22 protein-coding genes and 1 pseudogene are annotated in these 25,067 nt (G+C 67.1%); 14 read left to right on the forward strand and 9 right to left on the reverse strand.

Translation table 11 applies throughout. The features are described 5' to 3' along the window. Positions 1–70: 70 nt before the first annotated feature. The 3 genes from PWF70_RS23005 to PWF70_RS23015 all read right to left on the reverse strand — a co-directional run bounded on the left by PWF70_RS23005 (position 71) and on the right by PWF70_RS23015 (position 4,574). Complete coding sequence (locus tag PWF70_RS23005) at positions 71–1,732, reverse strand: glycosyltransferase family 87 protein (RefSeq protein WP_231498855.1); 1,662 nt, start codon at positions 1,730–1,732, stop codon at positions 71–73. After that, entirely contained in the window at positions 1,692–4,052 is a 2,361-nt protein-coding gene (locus PWF70_RS23010) for a transglycosylase domain-containing protein (protein ID WP_035753989.1), read from the reverse strand. Before PWF70_RS23010 ends, PWF70_RS23005 begins: the two co-directional genes overlap by 41 nt. 129 nt (positions 4,053–4,181) lie before the next feature. Next, on the reverse strand, positions 4,182–4,574 hold the full coding sequence (locus tag PWF70_RS23015) for a DUF5318 family protein (protein WP_006361045.1): 393 nt from the start codon (positions 4,572–4,574) through the stop codon (positions 4,182–4,184). A gap of 225 nt (positions 4,575–4,799) precedes the next feature. On the opposite strand from PWF70_RS23015, the gene PWF70_RS23020 reads away from it, so the two are divergent. The 3 genes from PWF70_RS23020 to PWF70_RS23030 all read left to right on the forward strand — a co-directional run bounded on the left by PWF70_RS23020 (position 4,800) and on the right by PWF70_RS23030 (position 7,263). Next, positions 4,800–5,513, forward strand: coding sequence for a PadR family transcriptional regulator (locus PWF70_RS23020; RefSeq protein ID WP_035753986.1), 714 nt, complete (start codon positions 4,800–4,802; stop codon positions 5,511–5,513). A 57-nt stretch (positions 5,514–5,570) separates the two neighbouring features. Then, positions 5,571–6,662 (forward strand): inositol-3-phosphate synthase, encoded by a 1,092-nt coding sequence (locus PWF70_RS23025; protein ID WP_006361047.1) that lies wholly within the window; start codon positions 5,571–5,573, stop codon positions 6,660–6,662. Between the two features lie 175 nt (positions 6,663–6,837). Continuing rightward, complete coding sequence (locus tag PWF70_RS23030; protein WP_035754045.1) at positions 6,838–7,263, forward strand: hypothetical protein; 426 nt, start codon at positions 6,838–6,840, stop codon at positions 7,261–7,263. A 3-nt stretch (positions 7,264–7,266) separates the two neighbouring features. On the opposite strand, the gene PWF70_RS23035 is transcribed toward PWF70_RS23030, so the two are convergent. Then, positions 7,267–9,276, reverse strand: coding sequence for an aconitate hydratase (locus PWF70_RS23035; protein WP_042376017.1), 2,010 nt, complete (start codon positions 9,274–9,276; stop codon positions 7,267–7,269). A gap of 339 nt (positions 9,277–9,615) precedes the next feature. Between PWF70_RS23035 and PWF70_RS23040 the strand changes: the two genes are divergently transcribed. Beyond that, a complete protein-coding gene (locus tag PWF70_RS23040; protein WP_035753983.1) occupies positions 9,616–10,191 on the forward strand; it encodes a TerD family protein in 576 nt (191 codons plus the stop codon). Positions 10,192–10,336: 145 nt separating this feature from the next. Next, positions 10,337–11,491, forward strand: coding sequence for a DUF475 domain-containing protein (locus PWF70_RS23045; RefSeq protein WP_035753981.1), 1,155 nt, complete (start codon positions 10,337–10,339; stop codon positions 11,489–11,491). A gap of 76 nt (positions 11,492–11,567) precedes the next feature. Here the strand turns inward: PWF70_RS23045 and PWF70_RS23050 are convergent, their stop codons facing one another. The 3 genes from PWF70_RS23050 to PWF70_RS23060 are packed head-to-tail and all read right to left on the reverse strand — an operon-like array spanning position 11,568 to position 13,683. After that, complete coding sequence (locus PWF70_RS23050) at positions 11,568–12,332, reverse strand: AIM24 family protein (RefSeq protein ID WP_005194143.1); 765 nt, start codon at positions 12,330–12,332, stop codon at positions 11,568–11,570. Further along, positions 12,329–13,048: an AIM24 family protein gene (locus PWF70_RS23055; RefSeq protein ID WP_006361066.1), complete on the reverse strand. Its 720-nt coding sequence runs from the start codon at positions 13,046–13,048 to the stop codon at positions 12,329–12,331. Before PWF70_RS23055 ends, PWF70_RS23050 begins: the two co-directional genes overlap by 4 nt. A gap of 14 nt (positions 13,049–13,062) precedes the next feature. Continuing rightward, complete coding sequence (locus tag PWF70_RS23060; RefSeq protein ID WP_042376020.1) at positions 13,063–13,683, reverse strand: AIM24 family protein; 621 nt, start codon at positions 13,681–13,683, stop codon at positions 13,063–13,065. Positions 13,684–13,952: 269 nt separating this feature from the next. Between PWF70_RS23060 and PWF70_RS23065 the strand changes: the two genes are divergently transcribed. The 5 genes from PWF70_RS23065 to PWF70_RS23085 are packed head-to-tail and all read left to right on the forward strand — an operon-like array spanning position 13,953 to position 19,606. Further along, entirely contained in the window at positions 13,953–15,065 is a 1,113-nt protein-coding gene (locus tag PWF70_RS23065) for a hypothetical protein (RefSeq protein ID WP_042376022.1), read from the forward strand. Next, positions 15,062–16,312, forward strand: a complete 1,251-nt coding sequence (locus tag PWF70_RS23070) for an HpcH/HpaI aldolase/citrate lyase family protein (RefSeq protein ID WP_006361069.1) — start codon at positions 15,062–15,064, stop codon at positions 16,310–16,312. Before PWF70_RS23065 ends, PWF70_RS23070 begins: the two co-directional genes overlap by 4 nt. After that, positions 16,309–17,622 carry a phosphoribosyltransferase family protein gene (locus tag PWF70_RS23075; protein ID WP_042376024.1) on the forward strand — a complete coding sequence of 438 codons (1,314 nt, stop codon included), beginning with the start codon at positions 16,309–16,311 and terminating at the stop codon, positions 17,620–17,622. The genes PWF70_RS23070 and PWF70_RS23075 overlap by 4 nt, the downstream gene beginning before the upstream one ends. Next, a complete protein-coding gene (locus PWF70_RS23080; RefSeq protein ID WP_042376026.1) occupies positions 17,619–18,737 on the forward strand; it encodes a cysteine protease StiP family protein in 1,119 nt (372 codons plus the stop codon). Before PWF70_RS23075 ends, PWF70_RS23080 begins: the two co-directional genes overlap by 4 nt. Next, positions 18,734–19,606, forward strand: coding sequence for a haloacid dehalogenase (locus tag PWF70_RS23085; RefSeq protein ID WP_042376028.1), 873 nt, complete (start codon positions 18,734–18,736; stop codon positions 19,604–19,606). The genes PWF70_RS23080 and PWF70_RS23085 overlap by 4 nt, the downstream gene beginning before the upstream one ends. On the opposite strand, the gene PWF70_RS23090 is transcribed toward PWF70_RS23085, so the two are convergent. Then, the gene (locus PWF70_RS23090; protein ID WP_042376030.1) at positions 19,551–20,294 is read right to left on the reverse strand and encodes an MSMEG_1198 family transcriptional regulator; all 744 of its coding nucleotides are present in this window, start codon (positions 20,292–20,294) and stop codon (positions 19,551–19,553) included. The genes PWF70_RS23085 and PWF70_RS23090 overlap by 56 nt on opposite strands. Positions 20,295–20,574: 280 nt before the next feature. Here PWF70_RS23090 and PWF70_RS23095 point away from each other — a divergent pair, with 280 nt between their 5' ends. The 4 genes and pseudogenes from PWF70_RS23095 to PWF70_RS23110 all read left to right on the forward strand — a co-directional run bounded on the left by PWF70_RS23095 (position 20,575) and on the right by PWF70_RS23110 (position 23,906). After that, a complete protein-coding gene (locus PWF70_RS23095) occupies positions 20,575–21,261 on the forward strand; it encodes a helix-turn-helix transcriptional regulator (RefSeq protein WP_006361074.1) in 687 nt (228 codons plus the stop codon). A gap of 63 nt (positions 21,262–21,324) precedes the next feature. After that, the gene (locus PWF70_RS23100) at positions 21,325–21,843 is read left to right on the forward strand and encodes a hypothetical protein (protein ID WP_006361075.1); all 519 of its coding nucleotides are present in this window, start codon (positions 21,325–21,327) and stop codon (positions 21,841–21,843) included. Next, a pseudogene (locus tag PWF70_RS23105) lies at positions 21,840–22,457 on the forward strand (SRPBCC family protein). The gene PWF70_RS23100 and the pseudogene PWF70_RS23105 overlap by 4 nt, the downstream one beginning before the upstream one ends. A gap of 57 nt (positions 22,458–22,514) precedes the next feature. Continuing rightward, entirely contained in the window at positions 22,515–23,906 is a 1,392-nt protein-coding gene (locus tag PWF70_RS23110) for an acyl-CoA synthetase (RefSeq protein ID WP_035753971.1), read from the forward strand. Between the two features lie 126 nt (positions 23,907–24,032). Here the strand turns inward: PWF70_RS23110 and PWF70_RS23115 are convergent, their stop codons facing one another. Then, complete coding sequence (locus PWF70_RS23115; RefSeq protein ID WP_042376033.1) at positions 24,033–24,884, reverse strand: type IV toxin-antitoxin system AbiEi family antitoxin domain-containing protein; 852 nt, start codon at positions 24,882–24,884, stop codon at positions 24,033–24,035. Positions 24,885–25,067: the final 183 nt, after the last annotated feature.

Genomic DNA, 25,067 nt, shown 5'->3' on the forward strand with positions numbered 1-25,067 from the left:
GGATTGGACGCGCCGGCGCAGCGTTCGGTTCCCTCGGATACGCGTCGGACCGCGGGCAGCTGCTGTTCGCTCACCGACTCCCGACCGAAACCGACTCGGCCACTTCGCCTTCGGTACGTCGCCGCACACGCCTCGACGGCAGGCGCAGCCGGATGTGGTCCGGTGCGCCGTCGAGCACCCCACCGGCCGGGTCGTCGTACCAGCGACCGTCGTTCCCGGCCCGGACGAGGTCGTCCTTCGGATGCCAGATCTGCCAGATCACCACCGCACACAGCACGATGACGATCAATCCCCGGAGCACCACCGCGGTGGTGAACCACTGGTCGGGGAGCCAACGACGTTCCTGGTCGAGGAACAGGCCCATCCGCGGAATCCAGATCAGCGCGTCGATCGTCATCCACGTCAGCAGCAGCCGGGTGTGCGGGATCGCCAGGACCGCCAGCGGCACCAGCCACAGCGAGTACTGCGGGCTCCACACCTTGTTGACGAGGAGGAAGCCGGCCACCGCGAGGAACGCCAGTTGCGCGACCCGGGGACGGAACGGCGCGCACAGACCGATGAGGGCGACCGCCACCAGGACGAGGACGGTCAACCCCACCGACAGCGCGTTCAGATGGTTGATGTTCCATGTGAAACCAAGCGTGTCGGCGAGGATGCGGTAGATGGTGTCGGCGTCGGCGGAGCGGTCGCCGTTGAACCGGAAGAACTCCCACCACCCGGTCGGATACGGGATGAGGATCGGCAGGTTGACCAGCAGCCAGGCGGTGAGCGCGGCCGCAGCCGTGGCCCCGAACTCCCGAACCCGGCCGGACCGCAGACACAACGCTCCCAGCACCACCAGGAGCAACGCCGGATAGAGCTTCGCGGCGGCACCGACCCCGATGGCCACGCCCGCGATCCACGGCCGGTCCCGCGACCAGGCGAGGAGGGCGACCGCGACGGCTGCCGTCGCGATGGTGTCGAAGTTGGTGAAGGCGTGGACGAACACCAGCGGCGACAGCGCCGCCAGCCAGACCGCCCACATCCGGGTGCGTGCGGTCAGAGCCGTGGCCCAGATCGTGACCAGCCAGAACAGCGCCAGTCCGAGCGCGACGATGGTGAAGAACAGCACGACGTCGAGCGCACCGGGGACACCCCAGTTCTCCTCGGCCCACACCCAACCGCGCGTCAGCTGCGCGGCGCCGTACATGAACATCCCGGTGAGGACCGGGTACTCCATGTAGCGCTTGATGGTCTGACCCCGGGCATCCTCCTGGAACCAGAAATCGCGGTAGGGCAGTGCCCCGATGTTCAGTCGTTCCGCGCCGTACAAGCTGATGACGTCGCTGTAGCAGAGATTGGTGAACTGCCGCTGGTCGTCCCAGTCGAGTCGCATCTCGGCACCCGGCCGGCTCGCCGAACCGTCGTCGGGCGAAGCCTGCTGCAGACAGCTCGCCTTGCCGAACCAGCCGAGGGCCAGACCGCACAGAGCCAGTGCGAACAGCACGCGCAGCGGTGTCAGGTGGCGGCTGCGGCCGATGACGGCATGCGCGCCCGCCGGGCCGCCGATGAGTGAACTCGCCTCGCGCACGAGGTTGTCGGAGCGTGTCGGGAGTATTCGTTCTGCGTCGACGCGTTCGTCACGCGCCAACGGTGCAGGGCTGTCCCAGGCAGGGTCGGCTGCGTCGTCGGTGTCAGCCGAGGTGTCCTGGTCAGCCGACAGGCGGTTCAGGGACGCCTCCGCCGTCCTCACCACCGGGCTGGTTGCCTCCGCCGCCCGGGGTGTTCCCGCCGCCGGTGCCTCCGCCACCGGGCGAGTTCCCGCCGCCGGAATTGCCGCCACCGGAGTTGCCGCCGCCGCGCGGGGCTCCCGGGATCGGGATGGTCACGCCCGGTGCGAGGGTCAGGTTGCCGTCGTTGCCCTGATCGGGGATCTCGAAGGTGGGAGCAGAGGGTCCGCGCGAGCGCGTCGACGGGGCGTATGTCGTCGCCGGCGCCTCGTACGGGATGCCGACCTGTCCGCCGATCGCCTCTTCGGGTTCGGGGAACTCCTTGATCTCCTTGCCCTCCAGGGCGGAGTTCATGGCCGCCTTCCAGATCTGCGAGGGCAGGCCGCTGCCGTAGATCGACGCGCCGCTGTAGTTGGTGAGCGCCGTGCCGTCGTTGGTGCCGACCCAGACCGCGGTGGACAGCTGCGGCGTGTAGCCGACCATCCAGGCATCCTTGTTCTTGCCGGTGTCGCCGAGCTGCACGGTGCCGGTCTTGGCAGCCGACGGACGCGCGCCCAGCGACGAATCGTAGAGCGAGTTGCCGTTGGAGTACGCGGCGATCGGTTCGAGTGCCGCGGTCACGGTGTCGGCGACCTTGGCGGGGAAGACCCGCTTGCCCTCGTTCTTGCGCTCGAAGAGCACCTGGCCCTCGGAGTCGGTGACCTTCTGCACGAAGTACGGCTCGTGGTAGACGCCGGACGCCGCGAGCGTCGCATATGCCGAGGCCATGTCGATGACGCGGGACTGGTACTGGCCCAGCACCACGCCGCCCTCGGGGGAGCCGTTCGCCTCCTCCAGGGTCTTCTCGATGTTGCCGAAGGACTCGGCGACACCGGCCCGGTGCGCCGCGTCGGCGACGTCCTGGGCGCCTCGCTTGAGGTCCATCATGAGGCGGTAGTAGACGGTGTTCAGCGACATCTTCATCGCGGTCGCGAGGTTGCACGAGCCGCAGCTCTCACCGTCGGAGTTCTCGACCGTCAGTCCACCGCTGGCCTCGAAGGGCGCCGAGCTGTAGGTCTTCGACAGCGGGATGTCCTGTTCGAGGGCTGCGATGAGCGCGAAGACCTTGAACGACGAGCCGGTCTGGAGACCCGCCTGCGCGAGGTCCCATCCCCCGGCGTTGTCGCCACCGTAGTAGCCGCGCACGGCTCCGGACTGCGGGTCGATGGACACCACGGACGCCAGGAGGTCGTCGGGTTCACCGTTCAGCTGACCGTTCGGACACTTGTAGATCTTGTTCTTGCGGCAAGCCGCCTGGACGACACCGTTCTGCACCTGGGGGTCGATGGTGGTGCTGATCTTGAGGCCGCCGGTCTGCAGCTGCTTCTCGGTGATGCCGACGCTGGTGAGCTCTTCGAGCACCCGACGCTTGATCAGACCGTTGGGGCCGGGCGTCTCGTCGCTTCCGCTGACACGCGCCTTGACGGTCTTGGGGAAGACCGCGTTGTCGGCCTGCTGCTTGGTGATGGCTCCGGTCGCGACCATGCCGCTCAGCACATACCGCCAGCGGGCCTCGGTCGCCTCGAGGTTGTTCTCCGGGTCGTAGTACGACGGCGCGCGGATGACGCCCGCGAGCAGAGCGGCTTCCTCGAAGGTCAGCGGGTTCTTCTTCGCCCGCGCCTTGTCGGTGATGGACTTGTTGAAGTACTTCTGCGTGGCGACGGCGACGCCGTAGGCTCCGCGGCCGAAGTAGATGGTGTTGAGGTAGGCCTCGAGGATCTTCTCTTTCGACCAGCCGTGCCGCTCGTTCATCTTGGCGGCGATCGCGAGTTCCTTGAACTTGCGGTCGAAGCTGCGTTCGTCGCCGACGATCGCGTTCTTGACGTACTGCTGCGTGATCGTCGAACCACCGCCGGCGGACTGGTTGCCGGTGATCTGACCGATCATGGCGCGGGACAGGCCGCGCGGCGAGAAGCCGTTGTTGGTCCAGAACTCGCGGTCCTCGGCAGCGACGATCGCCTGGATCATCGTCTCGGGGATCTCGTCGAACGGGACGACGGTGCGGTTGCCGTCGGGCTGGGTGATGTCGGCGAGGGTGCGGCCGGAGGTGTCGACGATCGTCGCCTTCTGGCTGACCTCGGGTTCGGGGATCTCCGCGGTGAAGTAGGTGAATGCGAACGCGATGATCAGCACCAGCACGATGGCCGGGACGATCGCACCCACTGCGCCGAGCGCCCACGCGAAGCGTTTCTGCCGCGCCTCCGTGGCCTGCCTGCTGGCTCGTCCGTTGTTACCGCCACCGTTGCGACCGGGACGGGGTCCGGTACCGCGCGGTGTGGGCGAAGAACCGTACGCCTCGCTCATCGTCCACCTTTCCTACCGGGCCGTGCGGCACGTACACGCACCGCTGACCTCGGGCTCATTCTCTAGCCTCGTGCCACTCCACTTTGACAGCACGCATGAGGCCTCGGCAAAAAACCGCAGGCCAGCGCACTACTTGGCCACACGTCGGGTGCGACGCGTGGTCCGCGGCGGCAGCCCGGCAACGTATGACTGCACCAAATGGTTCCAGCTGCACGTCCGGCACACCTCGACGACATGCACCGAGAACTCCTCGGCGGTGGTCGCCAGCCGGGCGATCTCGTCCGTACTCCGCGCTGAGCCGCTCACCTGGCCGAGCCGTTCACCGAACACCCAGGACACAAGTGTGACCTGCTCTTTTCGGCAGATCGGGCACATCGTCTCGCTGGGCCGACCATGGAATTTCGCCGCGCGCAGAAGGTACGGACTCGCATCGCACACGTCGGCCACGGCGGTCCGGCCCGCGTGGACCGAGGACAGCCGAGCGCGCCGCTGCAGGGCGTAGTCGACGATCTGGCGTTGCACGGTTCCAAGCGTACGTGGTCACACCTTTGTCGTCGGCGCGACGGGTCCGCGCGCTCCACGGAACCGGGTGGCTGCCGAGACCGCCCAACGCACGACGTATCTTCCTCGATCGACCTCGTCGTGGACACCGGTTATATCGGTGCGATACATTGGCAAACACATCGGAGCGAGGTGTTGCGCTGTCAGCACCTTTCGACACATCGACGGACCGGAGGGGGTGACGAAGTGCTCGAGCTCGCGATTCTGGGGTTGCTTCTCGAAGCCCCCATGCACGGTTACGAGCTGCGCAAGCGGCTGACCGGGCTCCTCGGGGCCTTCCGTGCCTTCTCCTACGGCTCGCTGTATCCGACCCTGCGTCGGATGCAGGCCGACGGTCTCATCGATGAAGCCGACGCACCCTCGGGCATGAAGGTTCGCCGTGGGCGTCGGGTGTACCAACTCACCGATGCCGGCCGCACTCGGTTCGCCGAGCTCGTGGCCGACACCGGTCCGCAGAACTACACCGACGACGGTTTCGGTGTGCATCTGGCGTTCTTCAGCCGGACTCCCGCAGTTGCGCGCATGCGCATCCTCGAGGGTCGTCGTCGGCAGGTGGAGGAGCGCCGCGAAGGGTTGCGGGAGATCGTCGGACGGTCCAACCGGGCGGTCGATCGCTACACCCGTCAGCTGCATCAGCTCAGCCTCGAGTCCAGCGAACGGGAGGTCCGCTGGCTCAACGAGCTGATCGCCGCCGAGAGCTCCCAGCAGCGAGACGGGACTCCAAGTCCGTTCGATTCCGACACATTCGATCCCGACGACACCGCTCGGGACGACGCCGGAACCGAACAGTCACCTGTCGATCCGGGGCCGGACGCCGGCACCGGACGAGCCGATGACGAATTGCCAGAACCGGACTCGCCGCAGAGCCGGGACGAACAGCTCGGGCACCCGAGCAAGTGAAAACACCGGTGGCGCAGCGAAGGTCTGCGACGCCGCAACAAGAAGGAGAGCCCGACCATGGGTGAGCCCAATAAGGTGCGCGTTGCCATCGTGGGCGTAGGAAACTGCGCTTCATCCTTGGTGCAAGGCGTGCAGTACTACAAGGACGCCGACGAGAACGCCAGCGTTCCCGGCCTGATGCATGTGAAGTTCGGCCCGTACCACGTCCGCGACGTCGAGTTCGTCGCCGCGTTCGACGTGGACGCCAAGAAGGTCGGCTTCGACCTGTCCGACGCGATCTTCGCGAGCGAGAACAACACCATCAAAATCGCCGACGTGCCGCCGACCGGTGTCACCGTTCAGCGTGGCCACACCCTCGACGGTCTCGGCAAGTACTACCTCGAGACCATCACCGAGGCCGACGGCTCGGGTGTCGACGTCGTCGCGGCCCTCAAGGACGCCGAGGTCGACGTCCTCGTCAGCTACCTGCCGGTCGGCTCGGAGCAGGCCGACAAGTTCTACGCACAGTGCTGCATCGACGCGGGTGTCGCCTTCGTCAACGCACTCCCGGTATTCATCGCCTCGGACCCCGAGTGGGCGAAGAAGTTCACCGACGCCGGCGTCCCGATCGTCGGCGACGACATCAAGAGCCAGGTCGGCGCCACCATCACCCACCGCGTGATGGCGAAGCTGTTCGAGGATCGCGGCGTCACCCTCGACCGCACCTACCAGCTCAACGTCGGCGGCAACATGGACTTCAAGAACATGCTCGAGCGCGAGCGCCTGGAGTCCAAGAAGGTCTCGAAGACCCAGGCCGTGACCTCCAACCTGACCGGCGCGCTCGCCGGCAAGGTCGAGGACAAGAACGTCCACATCGGCCCGTCGGACCACGTCGCATGGCTCGACGACCGCAAGTGGGCCTACGTCCGCCTGGAGGGTCGTGCCTTCGGTGACGTGCCGCTGAACCTGGAGTACAAGCTCGAGGTCTGGGACTCCCCCAACTCGGCCGGCATCATCATCGACGCCGTGCGCGCCGCGAAGATCGCCAAGGACCGCGGCATCGGCGGACCGATCCTCCCGGCATCGGCCTACCTGATGAAGTCCCCGCCGAAGCAGCTCGCCGACGACGTCGCGCGTCAGCAGCTCGAGGCGTTCATCGTCGAGGCCTGATCCTCTTCGGAACACCACGTACGCAGCCCCCGCCAGGGTCGAGAGTTCACTCCGATCCGGCGGGGGCTTCGTCGTGTCCCCCATATGGGCGCCGGGATCGGCGGTTTGGCGTCCGCGGCCCGTCCGGGTGTCCGAGAATGTTCGCGTGCCGGAACCCGACCGGAAGGCGGATCTCATGCGACGGAACATCATCAGGACCTGCGTGACCGCTGCGGTCGCCGCGGTGGTCGCGATCGTGGGCGCCACCGGCCTCGGGACCGCCGCTGCCGCTCCGGCGCCCGCCCCCGCCGTGACGGTCGTGGGCGGTTGCGACGGCGCGAAACTTGTTCAGCCCCGCACTCTCTCGTCGATCTTCTGCGCCGATGTGGGAGTCATCGTCTCCGACATCACCTGGCTCGCATGGACCGACGCCTTCGCGGTCGGCTTCGGCACCGAAAACCGCAAGCTCTGTGACCCGAACTGCGCTGCCGGGAAGATCGCGAAGTACCCGGTCGGTATCTGGCTGTTCGCGCCGAAGAAGGGCGCGTTCACTCAGGTCTCGCTCTACTCGTCGATCACCGGTCCGCCGGAGACCTACCAGCTCACGGGGTACGTCCGCTGACGCTCAGCTGATCTCGCCGCTGTCCTGCAGCACGGTCTCCTCGGCTCGATGTTCGTCGGGGTGTTCCTCGGCGGCGAGCCGCGGGATCAGGCCACCGGCCAGGACATCTGAGACCTGACGCTTCGAGAGTCGGTGCCGGACTTCGAACCTGCGATCCTTGGTCAGGTTGTGAACGGTGAGGACGTCATCGGCACCCAGGGCGTCCCGCAGGTTCTCCAACCGCAGGGCGTCGTCCTGCTCGACGGCGTCGTAGTCGGCGGGGTCGACGAATTCCACCGCCAACACACCGAAGTTCGCGAGATTCTGCCAGTGGATGCGCGCAAACGACTTGGCGATCACCACCCGCAGGCCGAGATGGCGCGGCGCGATGGCGGCATGCTCGCGCGACGAGCCCTGTCCGTAGTTGTCACCGCCGATGATGATGTGGCCGGTGTCCGTGGATCGGGCACGCTCCGTGTACGTGTCGTCGATGCGGGTGAAGCAGAACTCGGCGAGCTTCGGGATGTTCGACCGATACGGCAGCGCTTTCGCACCAGCCGGCGAGATGTCGTCGGTGGAGATGTTGTCGCCGACCTTCAGCAGCACCGGCGCCTCGACGACGTCGGGTAGCGCATCGAGGTCCGGCAGGTCGGAGATGTTGGGCCCCTTCACCGGCTCGATCTGCGTTGCCTCCTCCGCCGGGAGCGGCGGCACCAGCATCGCGGTGTTGACCGAATGCTCTTGCGGCAGCTCCAGATCGGGATATGGGACGTCGTTTCCGGCCGCCCAGTCGCGGGGATCGGTGATCACGCCGGTCAGCGCGGACGCGGCCGCCGTCTCCGGTGAACACAGCCACACCTTGTCGTCCTTGGTGCCCGACCGCCCGGGGAAGTTGCGGGGCATCGTGCGCAGGGAGTTCTGGCCGGTCGCAGGCGCCTGTCCCATGCCGATGCAGCCCATGCAACCGGCCTGGTGGATGCGTGCGCCGCTGATCACCAGGTTGGTCGTGGCACCCATCTTGGTGAGATCGGTGAGGATCTCGCGCGAGGTCGGGTTGATGTCGAAGCTGACACTCGACGACGTCTGCCGCCCCGCCACCATCGCCGCGGCGATCGCGAAGTCGCGGAGACCCGGATTGGCACTCGACCCGATGACAACCTGCGAGATCTCCTCGCCGGCGACCTCGCTGACGGGCACGACGTCCCCCGGTGAGGAGGGCTTCGCGATCAGCGGGACGATCCCGGTGAGGTCGATGGTCTCCTCGGCGTCGTAGGTCGCGCCGTCGTCGGCGACGAGCTCGGTCCAGTCGTCCTCGCGACCCTCGGCGCGGAGGAACTCACGCACCGCGTCGTCGCTCGGGAACACCGTCGTCGTCGCACCCAGTTCCGCACCCATGTTCGCGATCACGTGTCGGTCCATCGCTGTCAGACTCCCGAGCCCGGGCCCGTGATACTCGATGATGCGGTTCACGGCACCCTTCACGTCGTGCCGTCGAAGCATCTCGAGGATCACGTCCTTTGCCGAACACCACGGCGGCAGTTCACCTTCCAGCTTGATGCCCCAGATCTCGGGCATCCGGATGTTCAACGGGCGACCGGTGATGGCCAGTGCCACCTCCAGACCGCCGACGCCGATCGCGAGCATCCCGAGGGATCCGGCGGCGGGCGTGTGCGAGTCGGACCCGACCATCGTCTTGCCGGGAATGCCGAACCGCTGCATGTGGGTGGGATGGGAGACGCCGTTGCCGGGCTTGGAGAACCAGAGCCCGAACCGTTCACAGGCGGTGCGCAGGTACTCGTGGTCCTCGGCATTCTTCTCATCGGTCTGCAACAGATTGTGATCGACGTACTGGACGCTCACCTCCGTGCGGGCGCGGTCGAGACCCAGCGACTCGAGTTCCTGCATGACCAGCGTCCCGGTGGCGTCTTGGGTGAGGGTCTGGTCGATGCGGATCGCGATCTCGTCGCCGGGCGTCATCTCCCCGGCCTCGAGGTGGGCTTCGATGAGCTTGCGGGCAACGTTCTGGGCGGGCATCGCACACTCCTGATCGGCTCACGCCCGAGCCACACTGGCTCGGGACTGAACCGACGTCAGAAACCGTCCGCCGATGTCGACACCGCGACACGCCTGGCGCTCACGCTCGGACTGACCTCCATGGTCGCAGTGATGCCCATCACATGCCAGCGTCCCCTCCTGGATGCGCACATGTGTCCCGGCCCGAGGTGTCGTGGATCCGGGAACCCGCAGGTCATCTATCCGACCCAGTGACCCCGACACCCCCTTCACATAGAGTGTTGTCGGTTGCTCCGATCGGCTGCACCCCGGACGAATCGGACATCACCAGACCACGTACCAACAGAAAGGCACAATCTCATGGGCGTGAGCCTGAGCAAGGGCGGAAATGTCTCGCTGACCAAGGAGGCCCCCGGACTGACCGCGGTGTCGGTCGGGCTGGGCTGGGACATCCGCACCACCACCGGCACCGACTTCGACCTCGACGCCAGCGCGATCGCGCTCGGTACCGACAAGAAGGTCGTCTCGGATCAGCATTTCGTCTTCTTCAACAACCTCCGTTCGCCCGACGGCTCGATCGAGCACACCGGCGACAACCTGACCGGTGAGGGTGAGGGCGACGACGAGGTCATCAAGGTCGATCTCGCCGCTGTTCCCCCGAACATCGACTCCATCGTCTTCCCCGTCTCGATCTACGACGCCGACGCTCGTTCACAGTCGTTCGGCCAGGTGCGCAACGCGTTCATTCGCGTCGTGAACCAGGCGGGCGGCTCGGAGATCGCACGTTACGACCTCAGCGAGGACGCCTCGACCGAGACCGCGATGGTCTTCGGTGAGCTGTACCGCCACGGCTCGGAGTGGAAGTTCCGCGCCGTCGGTCAGGGCTACGCATCGGGGCTCGCGGGCATCGCCCGCGACTTCGGCGTCAACGTCTGAGTCCGGTCTTCGCCTGCTGTTCCCGCAGCAGATTCCGCGAGGATGCCGCACCTCTCCTAGAGTGGGTGCGGCATCCTCGTGTCTTCACCCTCCGGCGTCGCCGTCGGCAGCGGTCCCTTGAACACCTCAGAAAGGCCACCAGCTAGTGGTAGTACGAATATTCGGCCTCTCGGTCGTCGTGACGGTCGTGTCGCTGATCATCGCGTTCCTCTATGGCGGTGTCGAAGCGCTGATCCTGACGGCCATCCTGGGCGTCTTCGAGATCTCACTGTCCTTCGACAACGCGGTCATCAACGCCACGATCCTTCGCAGAATGAGCGAGTTCTGGCAGAAGATCTTCCTCACCATCGGCATCCTGATCGCCGTCTTCGGCATGCGTCTGGTGTTCCCCCTGGTCATCGTGTGGCTCGCGTCGGGACTCAACCCGGTCGACGCACTCGACCTCGCGTTGAACCCGCCGCCCAACGACGCGGCCTACTTCGCCAACGGTGACCCGAGCTACGAGACGATCATCACCGACGCCCACCCGCAGATCGCGGCGTTCGGCGGCATGTTCCTCCTGATGCTGTTCCTGGGCTTCGTGTTCGAACAGAAGGAGATCACCTGGCTGTCGTGGATCGAGCGTCCGCTCGAGAAGATCGGCAAGCTGGAGATGCTCGAGGTCGTCATCGCGATCACTCTCCTCGTGCTCACCGCGACGTTCATCGCGCCGGCCGACGAGCGGTCGACGGTCATGATCGCCGGCGCGCTCGGCATGGTCACCTACATCCTGGTCAACGGCCTCGGTGAGTACTTCAACGTCGAGGTCGAAGAGCACGACGAGTCGGCAGAACCGGGTACCGACTCGGCCGAGAAGGCCGCGGCCGAAGGGGACAACGGGCGTTCCGGTCCGTCGAACCTGGCGAAGGCCACCGGCAAGGCAGGCTTCTTCCTGTTCCTCTACCTCGAGGTGCTCGACGCGTCGTTCTCGTTCGACGGCGTCATCGGCGCGTTCGCCATCACCGCAGACCCGATCATCATCGCCCTGGGTCTCGGCCTCATCGGCGCGATGTTCGTCCGTTCGCTCACCGTGTACCTGGTCCGCAAGGGCACGCTCTCGGAGTACGTGTACCTCGAGCACGGCGCCCACTGGGCCATCGGCGCGCTGGCGTTCATCCTGCTGTACTCGATCGGCACCCACGTGCCGGAGATCATCACCGGCCTGATCGGTGTCGCACTGATCATCGCGGCCCTGATCTCCAGTGTGGTTCGCCGAAACCGCCTCGCTGCGAAGGGCGAGCAGGAAAAGGTCGAGGTGTAGCGCACCGCACACAGCACACACAACTGCGCCGCAGATCCTTTCCGGATCTGCGGCGCAGTTCTCGTTTCCGCGGGTGTCAGCCCTGGTGCTGTGTGAGCTGCTGACTGATCTGCTGGTTGATCTGCTGCAGGCCCGGCACCGAGAGACCCGGCAGCTGGCCCTGGATGGTGCGCAGGACCGACGAGTCGTCGCGCACCTTCTCACTGGACTGCACCAGAACCGTTCCGGCGCCGGTGAAGTCGAACTGCCGCTCCTCGCCGGAATTGATGCCGAACCGTTGGCCGGCGGCGGCGATGAAGCTGTTCACCCAGGCCTGGTCATAGTGATGGCTCGGGGACGGGCAATCCGACCAGCCGACAAGCGCTTCGGGGTCCACGCGCACGGGCGGCTCGACGAACATCACCGGACCGTTCGACGACGCCAGGAACTTGCCGGTGCCGATCAGGGTGAGGAAGCCGGGCACGATCGACTGATTCAGCGACAGATTCGGCTGGAACGCCAGTAGATTCGACGCACGGATGGTGAGATTGCCGTCCTCCAGGTCGTAGGCGTTGATGTCGTAGCCGCGGTCGCCGATGATCAGCTTGCCCTGCCCCTCGGCCACCACGTAGTCGCCGAGGTACAGCGGGGCGGAGAACTGTTGCGCCACCATCTGCAGCAGCTGGCCCTGCAAGCCCTGCTGCAGTGAGGTGAACTGCATCTGACCGTAGTAGGCGATCATCGCGCCCTTGGACATGAACCAGGGCTGGTTCAGGTCGATGCAGAACGAGTAGTTGTTGTCCGGAACGTTGTCGTCCGACGGCAGAGTCATCGGATTCCACACGGTGTTGAGTTGGCTCACAGCTTCTCCTCCGATGCCTGCACGTAGACGATGCCCTGCCCGGAACACTCCAATTGCATTGCCTCGCCGCCGGTCCGGCCGACGTTGCGCCAGCTGACCGTCGAGCGGAGGTTGGTGTTGACCTGTCCCGCGGAGCCGACGAAGGCTTGCGGGTCGACGGTCACCGGCGGCTTGTTCGGCGTCACCTCGAGCTCGAAGACCCCGCCGTGGCCGAGGATCACCGCGGAGCCCGGACCGGAGAGCTGCGTCGTGAACATGCCCTGGCCGGTGACGGCGCCGGCCGCCGCCGACCGCAGGGCACCGAACAGACCCCCGCCTCCGCCACCTCCGCCACTCCCTCCCTGGGAAGCCACCGATACGACCGACGCCTGCAGGTTCGCGCCGTATGCGAGTAGTCGGGAGGCCTCGACTCGGATGGTTCCGCCGACCGCGCCGAGATCCACGACGTGTACCTCGATGCCGAGGAATCCGTAGTGCACCTCGCCCTGCCCCTGTGCGATCATCGTCGACTCGTGCTCGCCGGCGAGCATGCGGCCGGCCATGCCGCCCATCGCACCCAATCCCGGCATGCCGCCGCCCATTCCGGCACCGGCGATCTGATGCGGCTGGAAGAAGACGTTGCCCTTGTAGAAGATCATCGCCCCCTTGCGGGCGATGACCGGTCCGCTGCGGCCGATGTCGACCGAGACGATCTTGCTGTTGACCTTGGTGAACATTCGCTACCTCACCCTCACCGCTCGGCCGGTTGGATCGACACGACTCCGCTGCCGTCCCACCGCAGCGAGAAGGCCTCGCCGCCACCCTGCCCCAGGGCGGAGCGCCAGGAGACGTCGGTGACGAAGGACTGGCTCAATTGCCCACGGGCACACACGAATGCATCCGGATCGACGACCAGTGGGTACTGGGGTGACACCTCCAGATGGATCAGCGGGCCACCGTTGGACAGCAGGGCTATCTGGCCGTGTCCACTGACCGTCGTCGTGAACAGTCCCTGTCCCGACGACGCGCCGCGCAGACCCGCGAACGTCACGTTGGTCTGGAGGTTCCCGTTCAGCACCATGAGTTGCTGGGACTCGACCTGCAGCGTCTCGTTGTTGAGTTCGATGATCGTCGTCTCGGCCGCGTTGTGGGCGAAGTACACGATGCCGTTGCCCGAGGCCTCCATGAAGGACAACGCCTCACCGGTCGCCCGCTGCTTGAGACCGGCGAGCACGTCGTCACCACCGCCGAAGCCGGCCGACTTGAACGCGACCTGCCCCTCGTAAGCCACCATCGAACCGCTGATCGCGCGGACCGCGGTGTTGTTCAGCCTGGCCTCGACCACGCGTTTGGATCGTTGTACCAACTGCATTCGACGTGCCTCTCTCGCGCCGCCGGGAGGCCGCCGCTCGGCCCCCCTCGTGTGTTCCCCGACGCCGTCCCCGAATCACGGCACCGCCGCCGATCGGCATCCATCTGCGCCATGAGGTGGCTGATGAGCTCAGCTGTGAGTCGATCGGTCCGGCCTCATACCGAGTTGAAATTAGCCGATAGCATCGTGTCGTGCCCGGAAACTTCGTACGTCGTTGGTTCGGCAACGATTCACGCACGAATTCCGCCTCACCTGCATCATCGGAACAAATGACAGCGACCTTCCTGGAGTCCGAGACGGTCCTCGCCGAAATCGATCCGGCGGTCGCGGTGGTCGCCGCCACCGACCCGCGCTCGCAGCTGCGCGAGGCGTGGTCGGCGATCCGGGATCAGCACGCCCAGGTGACCGCCGACTACCTCCAACTCGTCTCCCCGCCCGAGGGCACGCGCGTCCGGCAACAGGACTACGACCGCACCACCGAGGCCCTCCGGGCGGTCACGGCGTCGATGCGCGGCTTCGCCGAGGCGAACGCCGGCGCACTCCGACGCGCCCGTTCCGCGGTGCAGACCGCGAACGCCCAGGACCACGAGGCGCGCGTCGCCTCGCATCGGGCGATGACGGCCCTGGAGAACGCCGGTCCGGCGATCGGCCGGCTGCAGTCGGTGACCCGGGCCACCGACGAACTCGACCGGGCGTTGAGAGTTTTCGAGCAGAGTTCAGCCCTCCGTGAGCGGCAGCCGGCGGCTGCGACGGTCATCACGTCGGCACAGCGGCTCGAGAGCCTCCTCCGTGAGGCGCCCGCGTTCGCCGACCGCGCCCGTCGGGTCATCCGGTCGGTGGAAACCCGACGCAGCGCCATCGCGACCCGCAGCGCACAGGTTCCCGACACGCTCTCGACGTTGCGCCGGGAGTTCAGCGCGGACTGTTCCACCGACCTGGAGCGCACCGAGACCATCGTCGACGAGCGTCTGGCCCATGCGGATACGGCGATCTCGACGGCGCGCGGAATGCTCGCCGACGCACCCGACCAGGCAATCGAACAGGCCGACGCCGCCCGCGATGATCTGTCCGTCGCGGAGGCCGCGGTCGACGCCGCCCTGGATCGGCTGAGGCTCCTGCGCGAGGTGCGCGCCGATCCGCAGGACGCCGAACGAGGCGTCCGCTTCCGACTCCGCGACGCCCAACGCTTCGCGGTCAACCATTCTCTGGTTGACGAATGGGGCTCGGTACTCGATGCTCAGGCCGACCGGATCGAGCGTGCGAAGGGGGAGCTCGATCGCGTCCACCCCGACTACTGGGGATATCTGACCCAGTTGCGGGCCGTGGACGACCGGATCAGCGAGATAGTTTCCCGGATGAGAGGACAGGTGGCCGCACGATGACCACCACGGCACGCCACGACGATCCCGGGCTCGAACCCGGAACAATCCGGCATTTCGGTCAATTGGGACTTGCTACGCGCGAACAACTGTTCTTCCGGCAACCGGAGTCGATCGATCGGACCTGGCCCGCACAGAGATTGGCGATCGCGCTCGGCGCCACCCTCTACGTGCCCGCCACCCGTCCCGATCTCGCCGACGTCATCCGCAAGCGGCGGGCCGAGGGCGTGATCTCGATGGTCATCGACCTCGAGGACGCGGTCGCCGACCACGAGGAGGCCGATGCCATCGATCACGCGGTCGCCGCCCTGCGCGACATCGGGGAGAATCCCGGCGAGCCGATGCTCCTGTTCGTCCGGCCGCGATCGGCCGACCGCGTTCTGCGCATCGCCACCGCCCTCGCCGGCCCGTCGGCCGCAGGTGCACCGTCTGCGAGCACCCCATCAGCGCTCACCGGTTTCGTCATCCCGAAGTTCAACTCCGCCAACGCCGAAGAGGCGCTTGGCGCCGTCGCCGAGGCGAGTGAACTTCTGGGACAACATCTGTGGGTGATGCCGGTCCTGGAGTCCGCCTCGGTGGTCCACCGGGAGACACGCGACGAGGAACTGACCACCCTGGCCGCGCATCTCAGCGCACACCGCGCCAGCGTGCTCGCCGTTCGTATCGGGGCCACCGACATCTGCGGTTACTTCGGAATCCGCCGGGACCGCGACCTCACGATCTACGACGTCCGGGTCGCCGCCGACGTCATCGCCGGCATCGTCAACCACCTCGGACGCACCGACGAATCCGGCTTCATCGTGACCGGACCGGTGTGGGAATACTTCGCCGACCACGAGCGTATGTTCCAGCCGATGTTGCGGCACACACCTTTTCGCGAGAGTGACGCCGTCTATTTCCGGCAGCAGCTGGTCAGCCGGGACATGGACGGCTTGCTGCGCGAGATCTCGCTCGACCGCGCCAACGGCCTCCACGGCAAGACGGTGATCCATCCGGCACACGTCGCCGCCGTGCATGCGCTGTCCGCGGTGACCCACGAGGAGTATCACGATGCGCTCGACATCCTCTCCGGAGAAGCCGGCGGCGTCCGGGCGTCGTCGTACCGGAACAAGATGAACGAGCTCAAACCACATCGCAATTGGGCGCTACGCGTGATCGACCGAGCCGCCGCCTTCGGCGTGACCCGGCAAGGCGTCAGCTTCGTCGATCTCCTGACCGCCCTCGCCGCCCCGGGACCCACCGCCCGGTGAACGCAGTGAGCCACGATCCCTCAGACCGCGAACCGGACTGGGTCACCACCCGCTTCGGCGTGGAGGTGACGTCCGACGGCACCGGTCATGCCGAGCACGAAGTGCGTGACCTCGTCGTCCTCGGTCTGCGCCACAACAAGCGGCGGGCCCACCTCCTGGTCTCGACCGTTCTCGGCAAGCACATCCCCACGCCTCCCCACGTGGTTCGCCGTGCTGCCGACGACCTCGGTGCGGCGATCATCGAGCAGATCGGCGCCGACGCCGCGCGCGACTCCATCGTGTTCGGCTTCGCCGAGACCGCCACCGGACTCGGACACTGTGTCGCCCAACGGATCTCCGCGTCCCGCTACTTACACTCGACGCGTCGTCGGCTTCCCGGCGTAGTCGTGTCGGGAACCTTCGAAGAGGGGCATTCGCACGCCACCACCCACCTGCTGCAACCCAGCGATCCGCGCTTTCTCGACGCGACCACCCCGGACGAGACGCTGATCCTCGTCGACGACGAGATCTCCACCGGCACCACGGCGCTCGGCGCGATCGAGACGATCGTCGCGACACGCCCGCGCGCACGGTTCGTCGTCGCCTCACTCGTCGACATGCGTAGCGCCGATCAGCGGGCCATCTGCGCCAAGGCCGCCGCCGACCTCGGCGTGGAGGTCTCCTACGTCGCACTGGCACACGGCTCGGTCACGTTGCCGCCCACTCTGCTCGACGACGTGTGGGAACTCACCTCGGACACGCTCAACCCCGTTGTGCCGGAAAGAGCGGGCGTCACCACACTCGACCTCGACTGGCCGAAGGGGACGCCGGACGGCGGCCGCCACGGGTTCGCGCGATCCGATGCGGGGCCGTTCCGCGACGCGACCGAGGCCGCCGCCGCGACCATCGCGAAACATCTCGATCCGCAGCGTCCCGTCGTGGTGGTCGGACACGAGGAGCTGATGTACGCGCCGCTGTGCATCGCCGAAGGCCTCGAGCAACGAGGCTTCGTGACCGGCTATCAGACGACCACTCGGTCGCCCGCGCAGGTCCACAACGTGCCCGGCTACCCGCTGCGTCGAGGATTCCGTTTCCTCGCACCCGAATCCGATCCGGAGACACCGCGCTACATCTACAACGTCTCGTCGGACGCCCTGCCCGATCCCCAGGTGGTGGTCGTGATCGACACCCCAGCCGACACCCCTGAACTCCGCTCCCCCGGCGGCCTTCTCGACGTCCTCACCACCGCAGGCCATCCCGTCACACTGGCAATCCTCCCGGCAACCGACCAGACGCAACTCCGCGCATCACGACAGGCGGTCAACCCGTGACGTCCACACCCCCGCTCCGCGGTCCCGACTTCGGTTCCTACGCACCCGACGAGGTGACGTGGCTGCTCAAGGATCTCTCCGACATCGCGCTCGAGGGCGACCTGCACGAGCGGGAACGTCGAATCCAGTCGGGTAAGGCGCATTACGCCGAGTCCCTGCCGATCGAGTACCAGCCGGGACGCGAATACCAGGACCTCTTCCAGGCAACGCTGCAGTCTTCAGCACAGCGACTCGCCGAGGCGGTCGGGGTCGTCTCCGAACTGATTCTCACCGAACGGCATTCGTCGCCGACACTTGTGTCACTCGCGCGAGCCGGGACACCCGTCGGCATCCTGATCCGCCGGTGGATGCAGGCGGTTCACGGGATCGAGCCCCAGCACTACACGATCTCGATCGTGCGTGGTCGCGGGATCGACACGGTCGCCCTGGACCACATCGTCGAACGCCATCCCGCTGAGTCGATCGTCTTCGTCGACGGCTGGACCGGAAAGGGTGCGATCCAGCGCGAACTCACCGCGGCGCTGGCCGAGTACGCGCAGCTTCCCGGCCGCCCGGCACTGCACGACGAGCTGGCGGTGCTCGCCGATCCCGGCTCCTGCACCACCCTGTTCGGTACTCGCGACGACTTCCTCATCGCGTCGGCATGCCTGAACTCCACCGTGTCGGGGCTGGTGTCGCGCACGGTCCTCAACGCCGACCACATCGGTCCGGGAGAGTTCCACGGCGCCAAGTTCTATCGGGATCTGGCCGAGTTCGACGTCTCCGGTCGGCTTCTCGATGCGGTGAGCGCCGAGTTCCCCACCGTCGCCGACCGCGTCGCCGCCACGCTGGCCGCCATGACAGCGGAGCATCGGACGCCGACCTGGTCGGGATGGCGATCGGTCGAACGGATTCAGCTCGACTACGGATTGTCGTCGATCAACCTGGTCAAGCCGGGCGTGGGCGAGACGACCCGCGTGCTGCTGCGCCGCGTGCCGTGGCGGGTCCTCGTCCGCGCCGACGACCTGCCCGAGCACCGCCACATCCGACTCCTCGCCACCGAACGCGGAGTGCCGGTGGAGGTCTCGCCCGATCTCGCCTACTCGTGTGTCGGGTTGATCAAGGAGGACGCGTGAGCGTGCTGGTCGCCACCGACCTCGACCGGACGATGATCTATTCGCAACCGGCGATGGGCGAGGCACAGTTCGCCGCCCTCGACACCGTCTGCGTCGAGATCTACCGCGACGCCCCGCTGTCGTACATGACGACCACCGCCGTCCAGCTCCTCGCCCACCTCGCCGACGAGGTGCCGGTGATCCCGACGACGACTCGGACGCCGGACCAGTACGAGCGAATCGCTCTGCCCGGCGGACCGTTTCGGTTTGCCGTGGCGAGCAACGGCGGACGAATCCTCGTCGACGGAGCCGATGACCCGGCCTGGCGTCACCAGATCGAACGCGTGGTGTCCGCCTCAGGCGCAGGCCTCGACGAGGTACTCACCGAACTGCGCACCCGCATCGACGATTCCTGGGTGAAGTCGCTGCGGATCGCCGACGACCTGTTCTGCTACCTCGTCGTCGAACCCGCGGCCCAGCCGCATGAGTTTCTGCCCGCGTGGCAGGACTGGTGCGCGGCGCACGGGTGGACGGCCTCGCAGCAGGGTCGCAAGATCTACGCGACGCCCCGGTCGGTCACCAAGTCCGCGGCGATCGCCGAGGTGCGTCGGCGCCTCGTCGACGACGGCACGATCGGGACGGACGCGCAGCTGTACGCGGCCGGTGACGGGTGGTTGGACGCCGACCTTCTCGAGATCGCCGACCACGCGATCCGCCCACGCCACGGCGAGCTCGAGCTCCTCGGCTGGACGACGCCAGGTCTCACCGTCACCGCCGAGACCGGCGCTCTCGCCGGGGTGGAGATCCTCGAATGGCTCCACGCCCGGTGTTCGGTCAGGCCGGCATCGGACCCAGCACGTCCGAGTGCCCGTGCCGTCGGCACCAGCTGATCAGGTACCGCGCGTGCAGACCGCACCAGCGGTAGACGGCGGCCTGCGACATCGGGGACGAAGTCGGTGCCTCACCACGCTCGGAGATGATCGGGCCGAGGTAGTGACTCGTCACCTTGTTGGCCGTGTTGGGTGACACCTTGGCCGCGCGCGCCAGACTCGCACCGTCGGACGCGTTGCCCGAGGCGATCGCGCCCGCCAGGCGTCCCGCGGTATGACCCCGCTGGCCCGTGAACAACTCATACAGAGGCCTCCGACGCGGAGGCCCCGGCTTCTCCCCCAGCACCTGACCGAGCGCCACCGCGCGCACCGCGCGCATGAGTGTCGCGAACCCGTCGGACTTCGAGATGACGCCCGCGACCTCGTCGCGCAGTCGCGCCTCATCGAGATGATCGGATTCGAGCCCATGGCCCTGGGTCGCGAGGATGACCGGCGCCTGACGGTCGTGTTTGTTCAGGGCGTCGATGGCGTCGAGCCCGTCGAAGCGCCACTCCAGGTCAGGGCGGTTCCAGATGAGGTCGGCGATCACGACGTCGAAGCGGACGTGGCCGGCAACCGAGCGGGTGAACTCGTCCTCGCTGGTCGCCACGGTGACGACGGCGTGTTCGAGCGCGCCTTGGAGAGGGCCCGCCACGACGTGGCCGAGCGGGGAGGCGACGAGCACGCGAAGACAATTCGGCACGTGCATGATTTTGCCTGATGCGGGCCATCCGTGCGTGATCACGCATTTACTGGAGTCATTCGAGCCAATTATGGCTCGATAACTTATCAATCGGGCCGGAAAGGCAGTGACTTATCGAGCAATGTTCGTAACCCTAGAGAAGTAGACGTTGAGAGCAGTTCATCTCTCCGCCTGCCAAACCGATCGCGAGCAAGGTCGATCACGGCTCCCATCATGCCGCCGGGTCGAGAGAATCGGCGGCACGCGGGGCCGGCAGCAGGATTCTGTCTACAGAAGGACGGTACCGATGTCAGCCCCTCTGGATGAACTTCACCGCCAGCACGAGACAAACCCGCAGCCCAACGTGTCCCGACTCAATTCGGTCGGCCGGACCGTCCCGCAATCCGCCGGGTCGCAGCCCCACTCCCATCTGAGACGCCTCGCCGTCGTGGTCGCCGAAGGCGATCTGTTCGACGCCGCACTGGTGGCCCTCATCGAGGGGGCCGGCTACGGCGCCACCCTGGTCGAGCCTGGGCAGATTCCCTCCCTGCGCAATCCCGCCGTCCTCCTGGTCAGGTCGCCCGGCTCGCTCGCTAAGGTCCGGCGTGCGTCGATGCTGCGCAATGTGCGCGTCGTCTTCCTCGGCGACGGGATCGCCTCCCGCGACCACATCCGCATCTCACCCCGTTCGCCGGGCGCCGAATCCGCATTGCGTCAGGCCCTTGCCGCGATCGTCGGCCCGCCCGATCAGCAGTCGACTCCGCACGCGCCCGCCGACCGCGTGCGGGTGACCGAACGCGAGCGCGAGATCCTGCAGACCTACACCCTCGGCGCCACACTCCGCGAGACTTCGCAGGCACACCAGATCGCGGAGAGCACGGTCCGCGAGCACTACCGCCGCGTCGTGCGTCGTTACGAAGAAGCCGGGCGACCCATCGGCAACAAGGCCCAGCTCCTCCTCGAGTTCATGGCCGACGGTTGGGTTCGCCCCTGAGAACGTCCTGGTCAGGGACCTAGTACCCACGACGCCGACTCGCCGGGCGCGCAGACTGGAGGTATGAGGTCAACACCGGGCCTCCGCCGCCCGCTCACCATCGCTGCCGGATACCGACGTACCTGGGCCGCTGCGCTGCTGGCTGTCGTCGAGTTGCTCGTCGCGTATCAGGCGATCGACGGTGGTCTGGCGCTCGCCGACGACCGGTGGAAGATGCCTCGGGAGTGGCTGCAACACACGCCGTTCGACAACTGGACCGGCCCCGGCCTCGTACTCATCGCAGCGATCGGCGTGCCACATGCGCTCGCGGCACTGGCCGTCGTCGTCCTGCCTGTCGACGCCCGGCTCGGCATTCTCGGGGGTCTGCTGAGCGGCGCGTCGTTGGTGGCATGGATCGGCATCCAGATCGCGCTGCTCCAGATCTTCTTCTTCCTGCAACCGGTCATCGTCGTACTCGGGATCATCGAGATCTGCCTGGCGATCCTATGGCGGCGCACGCTGTCGCGCCGCCCGGTACCGCGGCCCGACGACCCGTATCCGACTCGCCCCCTGTCCGCCGCGTCGAACCGGGACCCGGAATGAGGAGCGGCCCGATCATCGCAGGTCTGCTGGCTTCGACCGCGTGTTCCGCCGCTGCGTACTGCGCCTAGGTCCGGCCGTGGGTGATGACCTGGGGCGCAACGGACGAGGAGGTGGCCGCAGCACTCCCGGGCGACGAGTTCCTGCCCGACGCCGACGGTGTGGCCACGCGCGCGATCACGATCGACGCACCACCGGACGCGATCTACCCGTGGCTGGCTCAGATGGGACCGTCGCCGCGGGGCGGCGCTTACACCTACGACTGGATCGAGAACCTGCTCGGGCTCGACATGCACAGCACCGACCGGGTGCTCGAGGAGTTCCAGCATCCGGTCGTCGGCGAGACGATCGGTGTCGGACCCGAGGCCTCCCGCATCGAGATCGCCGACCCCGGCCGCGCATTCGTCACCCGGACCACCGACGGTGACTGGGTGTGGTCGTTCACCCTGGTCCCCGACGGCGACTCGACGCGGCTGATCAGCCGGAACCGCTTTCGGCTGCCCGGGCTGGGCAAGAAGCTGGCGATGATCCCGATGGAGCCCGGGTCGCTGATCATGGAACGCAAGATGCTCCACGGGATCAAGGAGCGGGCCGAGGCTCTCGCGCACGCCGGGTGACCTCGCAGGTCGCGCCGGGTCCACGGGACGGCGCGCCGGTCGTGGCACAGTGAGAGGGTGCTCCTGCCGACGTTGACCCCCACTGCCCCGGACGATCCCGAAGTGATCCGGATAGGTGAGGATCGACTGTCGCGGGAAGACCTGGTCGGTGCGGCCACCGCTGTCGCGGAACGGATTGCCGGTGCGCGCACCGTCGCGGTTCTGGCGCAGCCGACGGTCGAGACCGTTCTCGCGGTGGTCGGCGGTCTGATCGCCGGTGTGCCGGTGGTCCCGGTGCCGCCCGACTCCGGTCCGCGCGAATTCGCCCACATCCTGGCCGATTCCGGCGCACAGGCCTGGCTGGGACAGGGGCCGGCCGACGCCACACTGCCGGTGGTCCCGGTCCGTCGCTACGCGAAGTCGTGGCATCGGCATCCCGAACCCCACGCCGATTCGACGGCACTGATCCTCTACACCTCCGGCACCACGGGGCTCCCCAAGGGCGTGCCGATCACCCGTCAGGCCATCGCGGAGGGACTCGACGCACTCGCGGATGCCTGGCTGTGGACCGCCGATGACACACTCGCGCATGGCCTTCCGCTCTTTCACGTTCACGGGCTCATCCTCGGCGTTCTCGGGCCGCTCCGCCGAGGCGGCCGGTTGATCCACACCGAGAAGCCGACCGCGGCGGGGTATGCCGCCGCCGCCGAAGCCGGTGCGTCGATGTTCTTCGGGGTCCCGACCGTGTGGAGTCGCGTCGGCGCCGATCCCGAAGCCGCCCGAACGCTTTCCAGCGCACGCATTCTCGTGTCCGGCAGTGCCCCACTGCCGGTTCCCGTCTTCGACCGTGTCCGCGAACTCACCGGTCACGAGATCGTCGAACGTTACGGCATGACCGAAACCCTGATCACCGTCAGCACCCGGGTCGACGGCGAGCGTCGCCCGGGCTGGGTCGGACTTCCCCTCGCGGGAGTCGAGACTCGCCTTCGCGAGGGCGACGCCGACGTGCCCCACGACGGCGAATCCGTCGGCGACCTCCACGTCCGCGGACCGATGATGGCGTCGGGTTACCTCAACCGACCCGACGCGACCGCCGAATCCTGGCTCGACGACGGCTTCTTCGCCACCGGCGACGTCGCGGTCATCGACCCGGACGGCATGCACCGCATCGTCGGACGCCGGTCCACCGACCTCATCAAGTCCGGCGGCTTCCGCATCGGCGCCGGGGAGATCGAGACCGTGCTCCTCGCGCACCCGGCCGTACGTGAAACCGCGGTGATCGGCGTCCCCGACGACTATCTCGGCCAGCGGATCGTCGCGTATGTGGTGGCCGACGAGGTCGACGACACCGAGCTCATCGAGTTCGTCGCCGGCGAACTGTCGAACCACAAACGCCCCCGCGAGATCCGGTTCGTCGACTCACTCCCCCGCAACGCCATGGGCAAGGTGCAGAAGAAGCTGCTCGGCTGAGGGCTTGCGGGTCATGCCCGGCGGCCCGCACCGAAAAGCGCCCCTGGAAAGCACCCTCGGTGGCGGTGCCGGCGGCGACATAGTGTCGTCGGGCGGGCTGTGGAGGGTGGAGATCAGGGGTCGATTTCAGGGGCGGTTTCCGGCGGCGGCGCGGTTGCGGTGGTACCCCTTCCGGACCGCGGCCGCGATGTCGGCGTACGTGGCCTCCCAGTGGCTGAACACCTGCGCGTAGGTGAGTCGCATCGGTAGATAGCCCAGCGGGATGAGCTTGCGGGACCTGACGCGGTCGCTTTCGTAGTCCTCCTCGCCGGTGTGGTGGGCCCGGCTGTCGAGTTCGATCGCGAGCCGCTCACCGACGAGCAGGTCGATCCAACCCACCCCGGGCACGTGATGCTGCACCTCGACGCGTAGCCCGGCACTCCTCAGCCTCAGGCGTGCCGCCGTCTCGGTTCCCGACGCCGCGAGCCGGTTGCACCTCTCGATTGCGTTCTTGATCGCGAGTGGGGCGAGTCGGAACTCGGAACGGAGATCGTCGTGGGTCAGCTTGCCGTGATGTAGTGCGGAGTCACACAGGATGACGAAGCCCTCCTCGTCGAAGCACCGTGCGGCGTACTGCAGTGCGGTCGCGACATCGTCGACGGCGGCCAGAGCCGGAGTCGGGCGGCCGTGGCGTCGGCAACGGTCGGGGGACCGACGTCGTTCGTACCGCGTCACGCGCGCATGGGACTCGACGGGATGGTCGGGAATCCACAATCCGTGGCGGAGCAGCGCACTCGCGCACGACACGACGGCGTGGTCGGCCACCGCCGCAACCACGTCGGGGTCGGCATCGGAAACCCGAAACCATCCGTGCCGAATCCGTTGGATCGCACCGGTTTCGACGGCACGTCGAATATCCGGCGTGGTCTCTCCGGATTCGAGCAGCTGGCGGGTCGACACCACACCCCCGAAGCGCTCGATGAGCTGGTCGTAGTCCATCGGTTCAGTGTCAGGTGCTGGGGACTCGATCGAGCGTGGCGTCCCGGGGGCTGTGGATAACTCCGCTGGAAACCGCCCCTGGAATAGACCTTCCACAACCGACTCGATGACACTATGTCGCCGGCGGCGCTACGGAGGGCGCATTCCGGGGGCGGATCTCAGGGGCGCATTTCAGGGCGGATC

It is taken from the genome of Gordonia sp. Swx-4 (genome assembly GCF_030316175.1).
Lineage (GTDB): Bacteria > Actinomycetota > Actinomycetes > Mycobacteriales > Mycobacteriaceae > Gordonia > Gordonia alkanivorans.